Raw genomic sequence first — 19,106 nt, forward strand, 5'->3', positions numbered from 1 at the left:
AGCGTTCAAAGATTCGAATTAGTCGGCCTCAGTTTTGGAAACATTCAATCGCATCGCCAGCAGGGCCGAGATAATAAAAAATACTCCGGCAAATAGAATACCATTAATCGCACTTCCTCCTAAAACGTATTTATAGATGGGACCAAAAGTGAGCGTCTCGATACCCATGGGGATAACGATCATCATGTTTAGAATACCCATATACACCCCTCTGCGTTCTTGAGGAACCACTTTTGAAACCATGGTGTAAGGTATACCCATCATGGCTGCCCAACCAATACCAAAAAGTACCATCGGCGCCAATACCAAAAACGGGTCATTTATGAAGGGGATGGCAAAAAGGGCCAATCCGGTGCCGACCAAACTAAGGGCGTACACCTTTTTTCCTCCAAACTTCAACGTAAGGGGAACCAAAGCCAGGGCAACCACCATGGTAACTATATTATAGGTCAAACTCATTTGGGCCGACTGCGAAGCCGCCTCAGAAGTCGAATACCCTAGAGTTAATTTGAACAAAGGTGTGATGTATTGCCAATACACAAAAAGCGCATACCATTGAAAGAGATAGACAGCACCAAGTTTCCACATGAAGGAAGGCATATCTTTGATCGCTTCCGATATTTCAGCGAAAGGTTTTGCAATTCGTTGCCCTATCGGTAAGGTTTTGGTATGATTGATTTCTTCTAGTTCTTCATCCGAAGGTGGAATTTCCGGAGTTTTAAAAACCGACCACAATATGGTGGTAATAGATAGAATACCACCGATATAAAAAGAGTAATACAACCATTTGGGTATCTCACCGGCGACCTCTACCGAATCACCCCCGAACAAGTACTGAAAAAGTACAATGGAACCATTGGCCAAAAGTATTCCGGCCCCAACGAATAGACTTTGCATTTGATAGCCTAAACTCAATTGTTTTTCGGGAAGCTTATCACCAACAAAGGCACGATAAGGCTCCATCGCCATGTTATTCCCGACGTCAAGAATCCATAAAAGTCCAACTGCAAACCATAATACGGGACTGGTTGGAAAAGCAAATAAACAAAGACTACCAATGATTGCCCCGATTAAGAAATAGGGTTTTCTTCTACCCCATTTTGGAGACCAAGTTTTGTCGGACATTGCCCCGATTATCGGCTGAACAATTAGCCCGGTAATGGGCCCGGCGATATTCAAAATGGGCAACATCTCTTCCGGGGCGCCCAAATATAGAAAAATGGGGTTTATTGCTGTTTGTTGCAGCCCAAAGCTATACTGAATACCTAGAAATCCAACATTCATATTGAAAATCTGCCAGAACGTAAGACTCGGTTTTTTAATCTGCATCATAATGATAGTTTGGAGGTGAACATCTGCCTAACAAGATAGCATTTTATATGGTTCAGCCATGAAAACTTAAGGGGATAGTAAAACTCAAACGTTTGAGTAAAGCAAGTGCTATTGCAAAAACTTGATATTTCGCTGTAAACCGGAAAACTTTGTCCGTTTCACTGCGGATTTTTGAAATACTTTTTTGAAAACTTCCTCTGTAATCTCTTCCCAATCCTTTTTGGTCATCGAAAGCAGCTCGGGATTTGGATTGAACAAGGGTTCGTCATGCGATTTTGAGAAGCGATTCCAAGGGCAGACGTCTTGACATACATCACAACCAAAAGCCCAATCATCGAACTGTCCCTTGAATTCTGTTGGAATCTCGTTTTTGAGTTCGATGGTAAAATAAGAAATGCACTTGCTGCCATCAACCACATAAGGCTCGACGATCGCTTCAGTAGGACAAGCATCGATACATGCCGTACAGGTTCCGCAGTGGTCGGTGACCGGAGTATCATATTCCAACACGATATCTACAATCAGTTCGGCAATGAAATAGAAAGAACCTACTTGTTGGGTCAATAGGTTGGAATGTTTGCCAATCCAACCAAGCCCACTTTTTGCCGCCCATGCCTTGTCCAATACCGGTGCGGAATCTACAAAAGCGCGACCGTCGACCTCACCGATCTCTTCTGAGATAAACTCTTGTAGCGACCTTAATTTTCTTTTGATAACATGGTGGTAATCCTGCCCGTAGGCGTATTTGGAAATTTTGTAGGTGTCTTCGTTTTGGGCTTCTTCTGGAAAATAATTCAACAATAATGAAATGACCGATTTAGAACCTTCTACCAGTTTACGGGGATCCAGTCGCTTATCAAAATGGTTCTCCATATATCCCATTTCGCCGTGCATGTTATTTTGCAACCATTTTTCCAGCCTTGGAGCTTCTTCCTCTAAAAAGTCAGCCTTGGAAATACCACATGACAAAAAACCGAGGCGTTTGGCTTCGGCCTTAATCTGTTCTGTATGGTTATCTTTTGACTTCATAGACCGATCGCTTTTGCTCAATATGATACTTGTGCTTGTATAAGCCCACTAATTTAAAGCCTTTTCCACAAATGCTCTTTCATCAATAAACTCAAGGACGTACGTCGAATCTGCTGCGCTTTTCCCGAACATATTTCTAACAATAGTGTAACATTTTGAAGTTTTGGGAACTAATGGTTGTGTTCTGATCAAAATAGAAAACATGATTCAACTAACAAATCTAACCAAATCGTTCTCCTCCAAAACCGGAAAGGGCTTTAAAAAAGAAACGGTGACCGTTAATGCGGTAAACGCAGTTTCCTTTGAATGTAAACCAGGTCGTATTTTTTCACTTTTAGGGCCGAACGGGGCGGGAAAGACCACAACCTTGCGCATGATCGCTGGTATCATCAATCCGACATCGGGCAGTGCAATCGTAGATGACGTCGATATTTCCAAGGGAAACAACGAAGTTAAAAAACGTATCGGTTTTCTGACCGGGTCTACCGGGCTCTATGAACGATTGAATCCGGATGAGACGCTCGATTTTTTTGGCAACATATACCAATTAGAAAAAGACAGTTACCAACAACGTAAGGCATACCTGTTTGAAAAATTGGGGATCAACGAATTCCGTAAAAAGCGGATAGGACAAATGAGCACGGGTATGAAACAAAAAGTATCCATCGCGCGCACCTTAATTCACGATCCAGAGGTTCTCATTTTCGATGAACCCACCTCAGGGCTCGATGTCATTACTGCCGATAGCATCATCGATTTGATACGCGAATCAAAAGCGGACCATAAGACCGTTATTTTCTCGTCGCACATCATGAGTGAAGTGGACCTGCTATGCGACGACTTGGCCATCATCAACAAAGGGTCCATCATTTATAACGATTCTTTTGCAAATTTCAAAAATGATATGAAAGCGGATAACCTTACCCAAGAATTCATTAACCGAGTAAAAGAGGCCTAAGATGAGAGAACTGATGATCGTCATTAAAAAGGAATTGACCGAGCTTCTGAGAGACAGAAAAACCATTATCAATTCCATTGTACTACCAACCTTACTAATTCCGCTACTCATGTTCGGTGGAATCAAGGTGACCCAGATGATTCAAAAAAGTAATGAAGAAAAAACCATTACCATAGGTATGGTCAATGCTCCCGAAGATTTTCTGAAGATGGTCAAACACGACACCTTGAATAGGGTAATCAATTATTCGGAATCTATAGATTGTAAAGCGTTGATCGATGAGGGAACCATTCAAACGGCCTTGGTCTTTCCTTCAGATTGGACATCCCGGATGGATAGTCTGGCTCCAAATGAGATACAAGTATATCGCAACGGAACCAAAGACAATGTTAATGGCCGAGTTTCAAACATATTGGAATCCTATAACACAACCCTTAAAGAACAACGTATTGCCCGGTTACGGATTCCGATTGAAAAAATGACGCCCTTTACAGAAAACTATGTTGAAGTCGGGGAGCAAAAAGAACTCATCGGTAAACGCGTGGGTGGTTTTATACCCTATATTTTCATATTGACGATGTGGGGAGGTTGCTTATTGGCGGCCATTGACCTTGTGACCGGTGAAAAAGAACGCAAAACTATTGAGACCACCCTTTCCTTGCCTATTTCAAAATTCTCCGTATTACTAGGAAAGGCTATTGTGGCTTCTTTGTTAGGTTTTATGCCTGCACTTTTAAACCTCACCGGACTCATTGTCGGACTTCAAATCATAGCTGATATTCCAGACACTTTCAAGACCGCATTGAACGAAATGCTCAACTTTCAGTCCATATCCATGATTCTACTACTTTTGATTCCATTTTCGATGTTTTTGGCGGGATTCATTATTTCATTGGTAGCTGGAGCCACTACTTTTAAAGAAGCACAAAGCAAAGCCTCTCCTTTGATCATTGCCATCATCATTCCGCTGGTTATGGCTTTGGTACCCGGAATAGAGTTCACATGGTCTACGGTTTTTATCCCTGTATTGAACATAGGTCTAGGGGTAAAGGAAATTATGGCCGGCACCATAAACATGGGCATGTATGTGGCCATGTTACTTTCATTAATAGCTTTTGCAGTAACCGCGATCTATTTCAGCTATAAAAAGTTCTCGGATGAAAATGCGATTTTGAAGTAGGCCCAACTGCGCCTAACAAGCTTTTGGCATATCACTTGGATTATTCGCTCCGGCGCACTTGATCAGCATTCGGATTTTCACCAAATGGTCGAAGGTAATTGGCAAACACATAGTTTCCGATTTGGGCACCAAGCCGATGCCCTTCCACCGAGTCATATCTAAAGTGTATGCCCAGGTAGACACGCGATAGGGATGCTTCCATACCGGCCTGGGAAAAACTGGCAAAAGATCTTGTGGGCGGGTTCATTTTCATTTTTCCCGAAAAGAAACCTGCACTATCTACTTCAGTCTGTACCATAGTAAAGGGATACGCATCTCCCTTCCCCAAAGCGCCTGCCAGAATGGTCATTGCAGCCGTACTTGCTGTGCCATGTGCCGATGGATACGAAGGAAACGGATACGTATGACGATGCAGGTTATTCCATTCCAAATCGGCCCGGGTATCAGGATTACCATCATTTTCTGCCCAACGAATGGCCGTATAAGGCCGCCAGTGGTTGTAGTGAAACTTATTATCGAACACATTGACGTAGCCATCATATATGGCCATGTTCATCAAGGCATATGCCCTATTCGCCATCCACAGGTTCAGTCCCTCCTTAGCCACTAAATCCCGTGCCAATTTGTTGTGAGAACTTTCGACGAATTCTTTCCACCACATTGCCAGATGTGTCTGATCCTCTGTTCTCCCCTCACTCCGATAACCACCTAGGGACTTGACTTCTTCAAAAGCCTCTGTATACGCCTCGCTATTAATTTCCGGAGGTGGAGGAGCCCTGAAATAGCTATGATCTGGAAGCGCAAAGGGTTTTGCGACGGCCCAACCTGCACCGAATACGAAGCCTTCCGGGGTTCCGCTATGCTCGTTGAATTCAGCATATACACCTGGGGCCATTGGGTGCATCGTATATTCCTCAATACCGTTCCAATTATCAAGAGCGCGATGTTTTAAAACAGCTTTTGCCGAAGCTTGCCCCAAGACTTGGGCAGCTACTTTACCCGGTTCTTCACTTATATCCTGCACATATTGATCGAAAAGTTGCTTGAAGTTCTCCTCCTCATCGGGATATTGGTCCAAAACTATGGTATAGGCAGCATAGGCCGCCGCTGTCTCCGGGTCTGCACCAGGTGTCAATTCGTGATACACATAGTGCCCATATACCGGAATAATGCTATTCAAAGCATCGTGTATGGCTAAATGGGCCATGGCAGCTGTCCGAACCCCTTTTAATGTCAATAGATTATCATCGGCAATTGCGATTTCCAAAATTTTCTCATTAAATCGCGAGACCATCGTAGCCTGATACTGATCAATTGTAGCCTCTGGTGCCGTACAAGCATGAAAACACGCAAATAGTATGAAAGCCGGTATTGCAGTGCATAATTTCATCGGGAACCTATTTTTTTTCTATCCGACAAATTAGGAAACATATATCCCTTTCCATTTGCTAAAACATTCAAAAAATGTGCTAGAAATCTCAAACGGACTGAAGTGCCATTTGCTGCCTCAGCATTTTCTTAAATTGAAGCGGGGGACTTTTATAATGCGCTTTAAACGATTTGATGAAATGGGAGGTGTTTTCGAAACCAATATCCAAAGCGATCTGATTGATATTTAAATCCGTGGTCTCCAATAAGTATTTGCCATACTCAATTCTTTTTCGTTTTAACCATTTTCCCGGGGTGGTTTGGTAAAGCTTAAAAAAATCACGGTTGAAAGTGGCCAAACTTCTGCCGCTTAATTTTGCAAATTCCTTCAATTTTAGATTAAAAAGAAAGTGTTCTTCCATAATAGGCTTCAATGCTTTCTTCGCATTCGTACTGACCTCCTTGAAGTAATCGGCCAATTCTGGATTATGCCCTCCAGTAGCTATATTGACGATTAGTTCTTTAAATTTAATTTTAAGCAGACTTTTGGAAGGCGGGGCATTCAATGTAAAATAGTTCATCATCGTATCGAAATAATCCTTCAGGGTCTTGTCGAGATGTAACGGAATAACACAGTCGGTAGGGGTTATTTTGGTTGTATTCATTTCCCACGCACAGTTTTCTTTAATTACCGAAGCAATAAAATCATCGGGTACGAAAATTAGTAGCGCACAGAAATCCCCATTGAGTATTTTATAGACACGATGAGGGCCTTTTTTTAAGAAAGCCGCGTCACCTGCTTGAAACACATATTCTTCTGTTGGCGTTTTCCAACGCCCACCTCCTGCAAAAACATAACAGAAGTAGTTCTTTTTGGCATAGTAGTCAACCGGTGAGCCAAGTAACGGACAATCATAATTGGTAAACAAAACATCATCCACATTGAATTGCCTGAACATAAAATTGTGTTCAACAAATTCATAGAATTGAATCATGTCTTTTCGTTTCATAACCACATCATTACTTACTAATAGTGCACCCTATTATCACTCGGGGAAGACAAGAAGAGTCGGCAATCGAATGTTTTGCCGGGAGGAACCTTTGGACAAGTTACTAAAAAAAGTGTCTGTCGGAAAGCGAAGTTTAAAGACCTTTCTCTCTTCCAAAAATGTAGCTACCCCCGATTGGTCTGTTACGAATCGTTAAGATACACTAGGTTCCCGAAGGGCGAAATGAATGTTTACCTCAGCAGGCTTCAAGCTTATCAAAGGATTGATTTCGATGTCCTTCATGGGCGTGGAAAGACGATACTTTCGCAATACATGGGCAATGGTCAATATCATCTCATACATCGCAAAATTATTGCCGACACACATTCTGGGCCCTGCACCGAAAGGGTAATAATAGTTTGAAAAATCCTTTTTATTTTTAGGGTCAAAACGTTCGGGCCGAAACGCATCCGGACTATCCCAAAAGCTCGGATCCCGATGCAACTCATATACGGCAAGTAAAAGCATGGTATTCTCAGGTATGGTATGCTCTTCGAATTCATCCGTTTCAATAGACACCCGATCAATATAGTAGGCCGGAGGATATAAACGCATGCCTTCCTCCACACATTGTTTAATATAGGAAAGTGCCTTCAACTGTTCCAAATAATCGTCTCCCTGCAAATCAACACGGGCTATATTTTCAAAGGCCTTCTGTTGTTTATCCTCATTTTTTGCCAATAGAAATAAAGTGAAGCCGAGCGCATTGGCAGTAGTTTCGTGTCCAGCTGTGAACAGAATAAGCACCTCATCGATCAATTGATTTCGTGACATTGGCGTTCCGTCTTCATAGCGTGCCTTTAATAGAATGTCTAGCAAATCATCTTTTTCCTCATCGGAAGCGATGCGCTCTTCAATAATCGTATTCAATAGCTGACGCGCTTCCCTTGAATACCCTAAATGTCGATCAATGGCCCCACTAAGGTTGAACCACCAATTTAGATAAGGCTGCCGCATTTCACGAATGAGCATCAACTGATTGGTATCGGTGATTTTTTTCAGCTCCGCTATTTCATCCTGAATATCATCCCTACTGAAAAGGGATTGTGCCACCACTTGAAATGCCAAATCGCCCATCAGCGGATATACATCTTTTGGGACACCGGACACTATGTGTTGCAGCTCTTTGCGAATCGCTTTGCTCATGATACCCAAAAGCCCCTCAAGTTTCTTTTTATGAAACGCAGGTTGTACCATTCTTCGGTGCGTGCGCCAATGTTCCCCATTAGACGTAAGCAACCCTTTACCAATATACTTGGCCAGGTCCTTTGTTTGAAGGGTAGACTTATGATACTTCTTATGTTTTTTTTGAAGAATTTGTTTAATGAATTCAGGGCTTCTTGTAAAAACAATGGTTCCGCTAGGACCGATTTTCACCTTAAACGTATCACCGAGCTTTTCAAAATTCGTATGGTGAAAGGGAAGTGGATTCTTGAGAATCGCTTTCCTATGCTTGAGTACGCGGAATGTGGAAACTGTAGGGATCGTATTCATCAGAACAATCCAGGTTGTGTACCTCCCTTTATTCTTCCCAAATGCTTATACGCCAATTCGGTTACTTCCCTTCCTCTGGGCGTTCTCATAATAAAACCCTGCTGGATCAAAAAAGGTTCGTACACCTCTTCTATCGTTTCGGCGCTTTCGGAAACCGCAGTCGCCAAAGTCGTTATTCCCACCGGTCCGCCTTTGAATTTATCGATAATGGTCATTAGAATCTTATTATCCATTTCATCAAGACCGTGGGCATCAACGTTCAAGGCCTTTAATCCAAATTTGGATATCTCCATATCGATTGTGCCATTGCCCTTGATTTGAGCAAAGTCGCGCACCCTTCGCAACAAGGCATTGCATATTCTGGGAGTACCCCTACTTCTTCCTGCAATTTCAATGGCCGCCTCATTTGAAATAGGAACCTTGAGTATTTCTGCACTTCGTTGCACAATAGTGGAAAGCAACTCCGTATTGTAATATTGTAACCTACTCTGTATTCCGAATCTAGCCCGCATAGGAGCGGTTAATAATCCTGAGCGCGTGGTAGCACCGATCAAAGTAAATGGGCTCAAATTGATTTGCACTGATCGTGCATTTGGCCCTGTTTCGATCATGATATCAATTCGATAGTCTTCCATTGCGGAATAAAGATATTCTTCCACAATCGGACTCAATCGATGAATTTCGTCAATGAACAGCACATCGCGCTCATCGAGATTGGTCAATAGACCTGCCAAATCACCAGGTTTGTCCAATACCGGGCCGGAAGTGATTTTGATGCCCACCCCTAATTCATTGGCCAGAATATGCGCCAATGTGGTTTTACCCAAACCCGGAGGACCGTGAAATAAGGTATGATCTAGGGCCTCTCCCCGCTGATTGGCCGCCTGAACAAATACTTTTAGATTTTCCAACACCTGCTCCTGACCGGTAAAGTCATCAAAACTTATCGGACGTAAGGCTCTTTCGATATCGAGTTCCTCATTGGAAAAACCTTCAGCAGAAGGGTCTAAATAGTCGTTCATGATTTCAAAGATAGCAAAAACAGAGCCCTCCACACAGCCGAAAAAATGGAGAAACCAAAAATCGACCCTAAATGCTACCCGTATGACAATTGTCATCTTTTTTGGCTTAGGGAATAGTAATCTTTGTGGTGTTGGAATTGCAAATGATAACCCTAAAACAGAATAGTATGGCAGCATTCGACCTAAAACAATACGGAATAGAAACTGAAAAAATATATAGAAATAGTAGTGTCCCTGTTTTGTATGAACTAGGACTACGTTTGGAAAAAGGCACTGCTATTTCCGATGTCGGCGCCCTAATGACATACTCAGGTGAAAAAACAGGTAGAAGCCCGAAAGACAAACGCATCGTGCGTCACCCAAGTTCAGAAAAAAACATCGATTGGGGCGATATCAACATCGGTCTCGATGAGCATACGTTTATGGTGAACCATGAACGTGCATTGGACTACCTGAACATCTGTGACCACCTTTACGTGGTTGACGCCTATGCCGGGTGGGATCCAAAGTACCGTATCAAAACGCGAATTGTATGTACCCGGGCCTATCACGCCCTCTTTATGCAAAACATGCTCATCATGCCCACTGAAGAGGAATTGGCCGACTTTGGAGAACCCGATTACGTGGTTTTTAATGCCGGTCAGTTTCCTGCGAACCGTTACACTTCCGAGATGACGTCAAAAACCAGTGTAGATGTCAATTTAGAGCGTAAGGAAATTGTCATTCTAGGTACTGAATATGCCGGTGAAATGAAGAAAGGAATATTCGGTGTCATGAACTATTTGATGCCGCTAGAGAATGTGATGCCGATGCACTGTTCTGCCAATGTGGGAGAAAAAGGAGACGTATCTATTCTATTCGGACTTTCAGGAACAGGAAAAACAACTTTGAGTGCGGACCCTAAACGAAAACTTATCGGTGATGATGAACATTGCTGGACCGATCACGGCACTTTCAATATTGAAGGTGGCTGTTATGCCAAGGCCATTGACCTTTCAGAAGAAAATGAACCCGATATCTATAACGCGATTCGATTCGGAACGGTACTCGAAAACGTCGTTTATGACGAAAAAAGCAGGAAAGTCGATTATAGCGACACGTCGATTACTCAAAATACCCGGGCTTCGTATCCCATTGAATTTATTGAGAATGTGCAGATTCCATGTGTGGCAGGTCACCCAGAGAATATCATCTTTCTCACCTGCGATGCTTTTGGAGTACTGCCTCCAGTGAGTAAGTTGACCCCTGAGCAGGCAAGCTACCACTTCATATCGGGATATACCGCCAAAGTGGCCGGCACGGAAATGGGGGTTACCGAACCCCAAGCTACATTTAGTGCTTGTTTCGGTGCAGCTTTCATGATGTGGCACCCGAACCGATATGCCGAATTGTTAGCAGAAAAAATCAAAATGCATAAAGCCACTGCATGGCTTGTGAACACCGGATGGAACGGCACCGGAAAACGAATGAAACTAAAGTATACCAGAGCGATGATCGATGCCATACATCATCATGACTTTGACAATGCAACCTATGTTACGGATGAAGAATTTGGGTTTCAAATACCTACAAGCTGCCCCAATGTACCGGAAGAGGTACTGATTCCCAAAAATACTTGGAACGACAAGGACAAGTATATGGAGGTCAAGAGCAAATTGGTTACCCTTTTCAATGAAAACTTTGAAAAGTTCAAAGCCGATGTGAATCCTGAAATCAGGGCGGCAGGACCAAAAAACATTTCTACACACGCATAGGAGCACTTAAACTAGGTAGGTCTCCATCACGTATTGTGATGGAGACTTTTTTTATTCCCTTTACTTACGATTCTGATATAAATCGTAATTTCAAGGAATGAAAAAGAACCCATACTCCCCTGGAATTTTACAGTATATTCCTTTTTTTTATGTGATTTGGTCCGATGACCTGGTGACGACTTCCGAGCTAAACGTAGTGCAAAAAGCCATTGATCAAGACGATAAGCTGTCGAAGAACGAAAAGAGGAATTTATTGGATTGGCTACATCCTAAGAACCCTCCTTCCAATGAAGAATTGAAACAGTGGAAACAAGTTGTTTCCAATTCCGAAGTGAAGTTGGTCGAAAGTGAAACGTATCCGTTAGCTACCTTCAGCCAAAAGGTCGTATGTGCCTATCATGATACCTGCCCTTTCAATGAGAGTCTAAAGCACATTGAAATAAATTTGGGAATACAGCCCAATCACTACAACCACTTGTTCGATGTGGAAGTCATTCATGAGGTTACTTCCGATTTTTACGACCCAGAAGAAATCGATAGTCTATTAAAGGGGAAACATGCGGAGGTAGTCGATGAATTTAGGGGTGTCTTAAAAAACGACCTTTTCAATTGGGATATCCACCGCACGAAAGAAGCCTTTCGCGAAGTTGTTTTAAAGCAAGTACAGTTTTTGGCGGAACGAGGGTATGGTGCCCTAGCATATCCTAAGACTTATGGTGGTGCCGAGGACATGGAAGGATATGCGCAGGTATTCGAAAACATGATGTTCGTCGATGGCAGTTTGACCATTAAATTCGGGGTGCAGGTAGGCTTGTTTGGTGGTAGCATACAAAAGTTAGGTACTCAAAAGCATCATGACCGCTATTTGGCCGATGCCGGAAAAGCCAACTTATTAGGCTGTTTTGCTATGACCGAAACAGGTCACGGATCAAATGTTAGGGGTATTAAGACCACTGCAACCTACGATAAGGAATCAGACCGCATAATTGTTCACACCCCTGGAAAAAATGATAACAAGGAATACATCGGCAACGCTTTACATTCTAAAATGGCATCCGTGTTCGCACAGCTGATCGTGAACGGAAAGAATCAAGGTGTACATGCCGTTTTGGTACCGCTACGCGATTCAAATCATGAATTGCTTGAAGGCATCCGGGTCGAAGACAACGGGTACAAGCTTGGGTTAAATGGTGTGGACAACGGCAAAATCTGGTTCGATCAGGTATCCGTTCCGCGGGAGAATCTCCTGAACAAATACGGTTCGATCAATGACGATGGCAGTTATCATTCTGAAATCAAGAATCCGAACAAACGCTTCTTTACGATGTTGGGCACTTTGGTCGGCGGACGTATTTGTGTTGCGCGAGCAGGATTGGGCGGTGCCAAGCTAGCGCTGGCCATCGCCGTTAAACACGCCCTCAAACGCAGACAGTTCAATGACAGCATTAAGATCCAAGAAGATCTATTGATGGACTATCCCTCGCATCAGCTTCGGTTAACCCCATTAATAGCCAGTGCCTATGTCTATCACATGACCTTGGACAAGATGATGGCCGTCTATTGTGATGAAACGGTACCGGACAAACGAAAGGTGGAGACCCAAGTGGCAGGACTAAAATCGATTATTACTTGGTATGCCAATGACGCGATTCAAGAGTGTCGAGAGGCCTGTGGCGGCAAAGGCTATTTACTCGAAAATAGGATTGCCGATCTCAAGGGAGATGTCGATATCTTCACCACTTTTGAAGGAGATAACACCGTATTGTTGCAATTGGCTGCAAAAGGCGTACTCTCTGACTTTAAGGCGGAGTTCAACAGTGCCGGTTTTGCTTCGGTGTTGAAAATATTGGGGATACAAATCAGTGATACGTTGACGACAATCAATCCACTGTATTCGAACAAAGTAGACAAAGACCATTTGTACAACCCCAAGTTCCACAAGCATGCCTTTGAATACCGCAGACGTCGTCTGACCTATACTTTGGCCATGCGCATACGGAACTATATCAAAAAAGGCATCCCTTCGTATCAAGCCTTTTTGAAAGTGCAAACACATTTGCTCAGCCTGGGCAAGGCCTATAGTGTGGAGTTGGCCTATGACACCTTTACGGATTTTGTGGCTGATATGAAAGATGACAAGAACAAAGCACTATTTCAAAAACTGGGCACGCTGTATGCGTTACATCACATTCGGGAAGATGCCGCATGGTTTGTTGAGCAAGGATACATTGGAAGCACAAAATCGAAGGCCATCCGTCAACGTGTCGAACGCCTATGTACCGAATTAAGGCCCCATATCGGAGCCTTAGTCGATGGTTTTGGAATACCGGAGCACTGTATAAGTGCCCCGATAGCCCAATAACCTATACTAATCTAGTTCTTCAACTATTGTTTGACGACCTTGAAGGTCTTCGAGATTCCCGAGGACTCCACCCGCATATAATAAATTCCTGGGGCGTAACCGCTCAGATCGATTACGGGTTCCGCCTCTTTAGAAGTTGCTTCCATCAACAGTTTTCCCGAAAAGTCAATAACCGTAATCTCCTTTTCCCCATCGATTCCGTATAATTGGACTTCACTCGTTGTCGGGTTTGGAAACAACGAAGCGATTCCTAAGACGGAATCCGAATTGTCGAAATCAACTCTTGCCATAAGCGAAGAACCGGAGCTTGGCGTATAGGTAATCTCCAGTTGCGGCCCTGAAACACTAGTGTTTTCATCAGAAGCCATCCAGAAATCACTGCTCCCTACATGCTCAATGATCAAACTCAAGTCCCCACCACCGGTCAGGGTCGTGACCGATAAAGGCACTATAACCTCAGTGGTGGTCTGTCCGATGTCAGTTGTACTCCCCAAGAGCCCATTCTTGGAGGGCCTGTTCGAAGTACTCAGGTTTGTTTCCGTCCAACTACTAGCGGTCCCTTTATAAATTTCAGCAGTGCCTGTACCGGTATCCCCATTAACCCTAAATCGCAATTCGGCAGATGAGATGGTTCCGTTTACGGAACTGAGATCGAATTTCATATAGCTAACGCGGGAACCCTGTTCCACCTTTAAATGAGTATTATTGATGCGGGTAGATCCTTGAAGATAGGCATCATGAATGGGGTCGAAGGTGGTCGTTTGTGGTGCAGGGGTATTGGTCGTAGTGGTCTGTTCATCGCTATACCCTACATTACCGTTGACATCTTCCGTACGTATCCGCCAATAATGGGTCGTTGCGGACTGTAAGGGCGGGGCGTTGTTATTGCCCACCGTCTGGATATGAAAGGTCAGGAAGTTCTCTTCGGAAGTTGTTTGTTCCGTATAGTTTCCACTTGACGTGCCATATTCGATACGTCCTTTGGAACCCTCGTCAAGGTTCCAGCTCACCTTGAAGGAATCCTCCAGAATGTTGCTGACCGCAATGCTCGTGACTGTGGGGGCGCTAGAAGACACCGTGATATTTGAGGAGGCCGTAAAACTACCATCATCGGTAGTTGCGGTTATGGTCGCACTACCCGGGGCCACGGCGGTCACTATTCCGATCGTATTGACGGTTGCGACGGCCGTATCATCGCTCGACCAAGTTACTCCCTGGTCTGTTGCGTTCGAAGGTATTATTGTAGCCGTAATAGGAGAGGTGTCCCCAATATTCATTGTCAAGGTCGTAGGGGCCACGCTGACTCCTGTAACCAGTATACCTACGGTCGTGGTCATCTGCTCATCGCTATACCCTATGTTGCCTGCGTTATCCTCTGTACGTATCCGCCAATAGTAAATCGTTCCGGCCTGTAACGGTGGTGCATTGTTATTACCAACAGTTTGAATATGAAAGGTCAGGAAGTTCTCTTCGGAAGTTGTTTGTTCGGTATAGTTGCCACTTGAGGTACCATATTCGATACGTCCCTTTGAACCCTCGTTCAGGTTCCAGCTCACCTTGAAAGAATCCTGCATGATATCGCTGACCGTAATATTACTGACAATCGGGGCACTTGAGGATACCGTAACATTTGAGGAGGCTGTAAAACTACCATCGTCGGTAGTTACGGTTATAGCTGCACTACCAGTAGCCACGCCCGTCACCGTACCGTTTGCATCGACGGTAGCAATGGTCGTATCATTACTAGACCAGGTCACCCCTTGATCCGTAGCGTTCGATGGGGCTATGGTCGCGGTAACTGTCTCATCATTACCAACCGAAACGTTCAACGTACTCGGGGCCACCGTAACACCGGTCACAGGAACGTTCGAAGCCGAACCGTAGGTAAGGACTAGGCGAACCGGTGGTTTGGTCGTATTCTCCTTAGAGGCCATAGAGAAATCATTGCTGCCCACATGCTTCACAATCAGGCTCAGTTCACCTCCGCCCGTTAGATTCGTTTCAGAAAGGGGAACGAGGACGTCATTGGTCGCCTGACCCAAATCCGTTGTGCTGCCCAAAAGACCGTTCTCCAATGGTTTGTTAGCGCTACTAAGTGTTGTTTCCGTCCAACCCGTATTGGTTCCTAAGTACACCTCCATGGTACCCACTCCAACATCATCCCCGATACGGAAGAGTAGCTCCGCATCCGTTATCGTTCCAGTTACGGCACTAAGGTCGTACTTCAGATAGGTTACGCGAGAACCTTCATCGACACGGACGTTGGGCTGGTTATAGAGCGTACTACCCTGAAGATGTGCATCGTGAATAGGACTGAACGTACTGACCTGCGAGCCTGCCCCTCCAACATCCACTAAATTAACCGTAGCAATGCTATTTTGCCCCACGGTATATAAATCCGCTTTAGGTTGAATCGTCAATGTGATATTTCTAGTGCCACCTGTTCTATTGGGATTAAGGGGTATCACCGGTAAAGTCACCGAAGTCTGTCCGGTAGGAATAACCACACTCCCTCGCAATAACTTAAAATCATTCAGCATTTCGGCGTTAGCTCCTGACGTAGCAACATCATAAGCGACGGCCATAGGGAAATCCGTAGGACCCGTTCTTGTAAAGGTGAATTCCCCATTTGTGGCCGAAGATTTCACGGCTTCGGAAACACTCGCAACTACACTGACCGTATTTCCCGGAAGAGCATTCAGGGCATATTGGGTCTTTGAAATCGTATTGTTATTACTCAGGCCCCCTAAGTTCTTTACGACAATCGCATCTTGGGTATTCGGGCTGGCAACGGTAAGGTTACCTGTAACGGAACCATCTATGGCAGTGATGTTCGGGAAGTCTTTGAACATAATAAAAGGTTCATCGAATTCATGAATAACCAAAAAGTTTCCTATATCGAAGTTTTTACATATTGTATTTGGCTGTTCTAAGGAGCCTACTTCCCATTCGATGACGGCATCTCCAACGTTACGACTGTTGACACCACCTGTAGTACTAACTTTATAGCAGACCGTTTCGTCAAAACTCATGGTGTAATTATTACCATATTGACCGACCGAGGCAAAACCCTCATAATCTCCCCATACTGCCACATTACTAAAAACCATATACCCGCCCAAGGGTAAATCCCCATATACCGCACTTCCACTAGGACTGCTCGACCTTCTATTAAATCTATCCGTCCCTTGCAAAGTCATCGCTCCACCACCCGTATTATCCTCTTGCTGGGTATTATCCTCAAAATGCACGCCATTTAAAACTACAGAAATATTACTCTGTCCCTGCCGCGCTTCAGGTCGAGTTAGTTGTAATCCTATTCCAGAGTCTGCGTTTCGCACAAAGCTGAGATTATGCCCTTCAAAATGAGCGGTCTGATTGGCGAAGTTGGGTTCAATCGTTATACCTTGTAGAGTATTCGTTCCAAACTCGCCGTTCGGTCCCATACCGTTTTCCTCAAGGATACAGTCCTTAATAACGAAATCGCCTTCTCCCTTTATATGTGAAATCCCAAGACGTTTATTCCAACTTGCTTTGACATCCTCGACCAAAAAGGTCTTTCCTGCCTCAATACCTTCGCAATTCAAGGCATCACCTGCCCATTGTCGTATATACCCACCTTTCCATGTGAAATTCCCTGAGTCCTCGATTTGAACAAAGTGTCCGAATTCATAACTGTGGTCCCAGTCAAAATCCTGTGTATCCCCTGCCGGGTCAAGGCCAACATTTTTGGTTGGAAATGTACCAATGAATTCAGCCCCATATGCAGTCACGTTCGTGTTATCCGCTCGCAAAACATATATGAGTTTTGTGTTCGGAAATAAATCATAATCCCCGTTATTAGTATTTTCATTGTTCGGTCCCCGGATAATCTCCGTCCCGTTCGGATAGTTGTTCTTTAATTTTGTGAGGTTAATATACCTCCTCCTATCATCCTTATTAGCATACAATGAGCTTTCCTGTAACACAAAGCCTTCTTCAAAAACGATATCGATGTCATCCAAGTCGAATATCCTGTAACATGGCGAAACGATCCATGGGGAGCCCATATCCCTAAAAACCAAAGTATTCCCTGTACCTTTCTCACCGACGAGGGCGTCATAAAAGTTTATTGTGGCATCAGATGCATTAAATCCATATTTTATATCAGCATAAATAGTAGATTGCGCGTAAATCGATGTCATTCCAAAAAATGCAATTGCAAGTAGTAGTTTCTTCATGTTCATTTATTCATCAGGAGTTAAAAAATCCGTTTCTATTGTCCATTCTATGGCATAGTCAAGCAGGGTCAAAAAATGGAATGACCATTTATCTGACACCAGAATACCGGTTATAAAGGACGGGGAATCTATGCTGTAATACTTACCAAGAACCCATTTTCAACCCGAGAGGGATATCAATCTTGGCTTTCAAAAAAGAGATATAGTAAGATATTACATACAAACAAATATATGTGTAATCCGTATACAAACACAATTATGTCTGTAAATTTTATGTTAATTTACTTTAATATTGTCGTAACGTATTTTAGTTTTCTGAGAAGTAGTCGCATGACAGGTCACCAAAAAAACCCAACATCCTCTGGAGGGCATGATTGACAGTAGTAGTAGAAGAGCGATGCGCTGGCTTAGAGACTACTTCTCTTTATGAAGCTCAGAGGTATCCAAGAAATCGAGAATCTCTATTTTGGCATCTCCACTGATATAGGTTTTAGACGAGCCGGCTGAAGAGAGTTCTAGACTTTCCGTGGCATAAATACGGGCAGTGGGCGAACCTTCTAAATTCGCATTGATCAAATTGGCCTGTAGTTTTTGGGCCTTGATATTGGCATTATCAGTCAGGTTGATCTGCATATTGATGGTCGAACCGTCCATTTTGACCGAGGCGTTGTCCTGCATGTTAATAATATTCGTCTCACTCACTGCATAGATCCCCACATCGATTCGGTCTCTTAAGGTAATATTCAGTGAATCAACTTCGAGATTAAAGTCCCCAGAGCTATTACCATCCATGATAATATCCATGACAGCGGCATTTGCGTTCAACTGAAGCTTGGCACTTCCTGTAGTATTCACCACTAGTTCATCGGTATCTATTTTGTCTTGCATTTTTATTCTACCATCATTGACCGTAATGGCGTTTAAATCGTAGTAATTAATCACAATATCCAATTTCTTTTTACTCGTAATTTTGTAAAACGAGGTAATGATCAAGGTACTATCGACCACACGAAACTTTAAAACATCGATCAGGTTATCATCTGCGGTCAGTTCATAGCCCTCTGTATTGCCTTTTTGAAGGATGATATCCAAATCATCGCTTAGCTCAATAGCATTAAAGGCAGGTAGGTTTTCAACTACCTCCACGACGTTCTTATTTCCTTTGATCTTAGGCTTCCTTTGAGCGTGTACGACACAGACGGAGCATAATACGAATAACCAGACGAATTTTTTCATTTACTAGTGTTTAGGGGAACAATTATTGCATTGTATTTCATGAGTTAATGCCCCGACATAGTTGCCTCGGCATCAAGATTTTGATGAATCTAAAACTAATAT

At 43.6% G+C, this 19,106-nt stretch carries 12 protein-coding genes; 4 read left to right on the forward strand and 8 right to left on the reverse strand.

The annotated features are described in order from the left end of the window. Positions 1-18: 18 nt before the first annotated feature. Positions 19-1,329 (reverse strand): MFS transporter, encoded by a 1,311-nt coding sequence (locus tag ACKWCA_RS00910; RefSeq protein ID WP_413977105.1) that lies wholly within the window; start codon positions 1,327-1,329, stop codon positions 19-21. A gap of 111 nt (positions 1,330-1,440) precedes the next feature. After that, on the reverse strand, positions 1,441-2,361 hold the full coding sequence (gene queG / locus ACKWCA_RS00915) for a tRNA epoxyqueuosine(34) reductase QueG (protein WP_413976252.1): 921 nt from the start codon (positions 2,359-2,361) through the stop codon (positions 1,441-1,443). 202 nt (positions 2,362-2,563) lie between these two features. On the opposite strand from queG, the gene ACKWCA_RS00920 reads away from it, so the two are divergent. Together ACKWCA_RS00920 and ACKWCA_RS00925 are read left to right on the forward strand one after the other, a co-directional pair. Next, on the forward strand, positions 2,564-3,319 hold the full coding sequence (locus ACKWCA_RS00920; protein WP_413976253.1) for an ABC transporter ATP-binding protein: 756 nt from the start codon (positions 2,564-2,566) through the stop codon (positions 3,317-3,319). A gap of 1 nt (position 3,320) precedes the next feature. Continuing rightward, entirely contained in the window at positions 3,321-4,499 is a 1,179-nt protein-coding gene (locus ACKWCA_RS00925) for an ABC transporter permease (protein WP_413976254.1), read from the forward strand. 40 nt (positions 4,500-4,539) lie between these two features. On the opposite strand, the gene ACKWCA_RS00930 is transcribed toward ACKWCA_RS00925, so the two are convergent. The 4 genes from ACKWCA_RS00930 to ruvB all read right to left on the reverse strand — a co-directional run bounded on the left by ACKWCA_RS00930 (position 4,540) and on the right by ruvB (position 9,432). Next, positions 4,540-5,889 (reverse strand): vanadium-dependent haloperoxidase, encoded by a 1,350-nt coding sequence (locus ACKWCA_RS00930; protein ID WP_413976255.1) that lies wholly within the window; start codon positions 5,887-5,889, stop codon positions 4,540-4,542. Positions 5,890-5,977: 88 nt separating this feature from the next. Further along, positions 5,978-6,877: a helix-turn-helix domain-containing protein gene (locus ACKWCA_RS00935; protein WP_413976256.1), complete on the reverse strand. Its 900-nt coding sequence runs from the start codon at positions 6,875-6,877 to the stop codon at positions 5,978-5,980. Between the two features lie 192 nt (positions 6,878-7,069). Next, positions 7,070-8,410, reverse strand: coding sequence for a cytochrome P450 (locus ACKWCA_RS00940; protein WP_413976257.1), 1,341 nt, complete (start codon positions 8,408-8,410; stop codon positions 7,070-7,072). Next, positions 8,410-9,432: a Holliday junction branch migration DNA helicase RuvB gene (gene ruvB / locus ACKWCA_RS00945; RefSeq protein WP_413977106.1), complete on the reverse strand. Its 1,023-nt coding sequence runs from the start codon at positions 9,430-9,432 to the stop codon at positions 8,410-8,412. The genes ACKWCA_RS00940 and ruvB overlap by 1 nt, the downstream gene beginning before the upstream one ends. A gap of 167 nt (positions 9,433-9,599) precedes the next feature. Between ruvB and pckA the strand changes: the two genes are divergently transcribed. Together pckA and ACKWCA_RS00955 are read left to right on the forward strand one after the other, a co-directional pair. Beyond that, positions 9,600-11,186 (forward strand): phosphoenolpyruvate carboxykinase (ATP), encoded by a 1,587-nt coding sequence (gene pckA / locus ACKWCA_RS00950; RefSeq protein WP_413976258.1) that lies wholly within the window; start codon positions 9,600-9,602, stop codon positions 11,184-11,186. A gap of 97 nt (positions 11,187-11,283) precedes the next feature. Beyond that, positions 11,284-13,548: an acyl-CoA dehydrogenase family protein gene (locus tag ACKWCA_RS00955; protein ID WP_413976259.1), complete on the forward strand. Its 2,265-nt coding sequence runs from the start codon at positions 11,284-11,286 to the stop codon at positions 13,546-13,548. Positions 13,549-13,571: 23 nt separating this feature from the next. On the opposite strand, the gene ACKWCA_RS00960 is transcribed toward ACKWCA_RS00955, so the two are convergent. Next, complete coding sequence (locus ACKWCA_RS00960) at positions 13,572-17,768, reverse strand: Ig-like domain-containing protein (protein ID WP_413976260.1); 4,197 nt, start codon at positions 17,766-17,768, stop codon at positions 13,572-13,574. A 414-nt stretch (positions 17,769-18,182) separates the two neighbouring features. Continuing rightward, positions 18,183-19,004: a GIN domain-containing protein gene (locus ACKWCA_RS00965; protein ID WP_413976261.1), complete on the reverse strand. Its 822-nt coding sequence runs from the start codon at positions 19,002-19,004 to the stop codon at positions 18,183-18,185. Positions 19,005-19,106 lie beyond the last annotated feature (102 nt).

Origin of the sequence: Maribacter corallii (assembly GCF_047345415.1) — a bacterium.
Lineage (GTDB): Bacteria > Bacteroidota > Bacteroidia > Flavobacteriales > Flavobacteriaceae > Maribacter_C.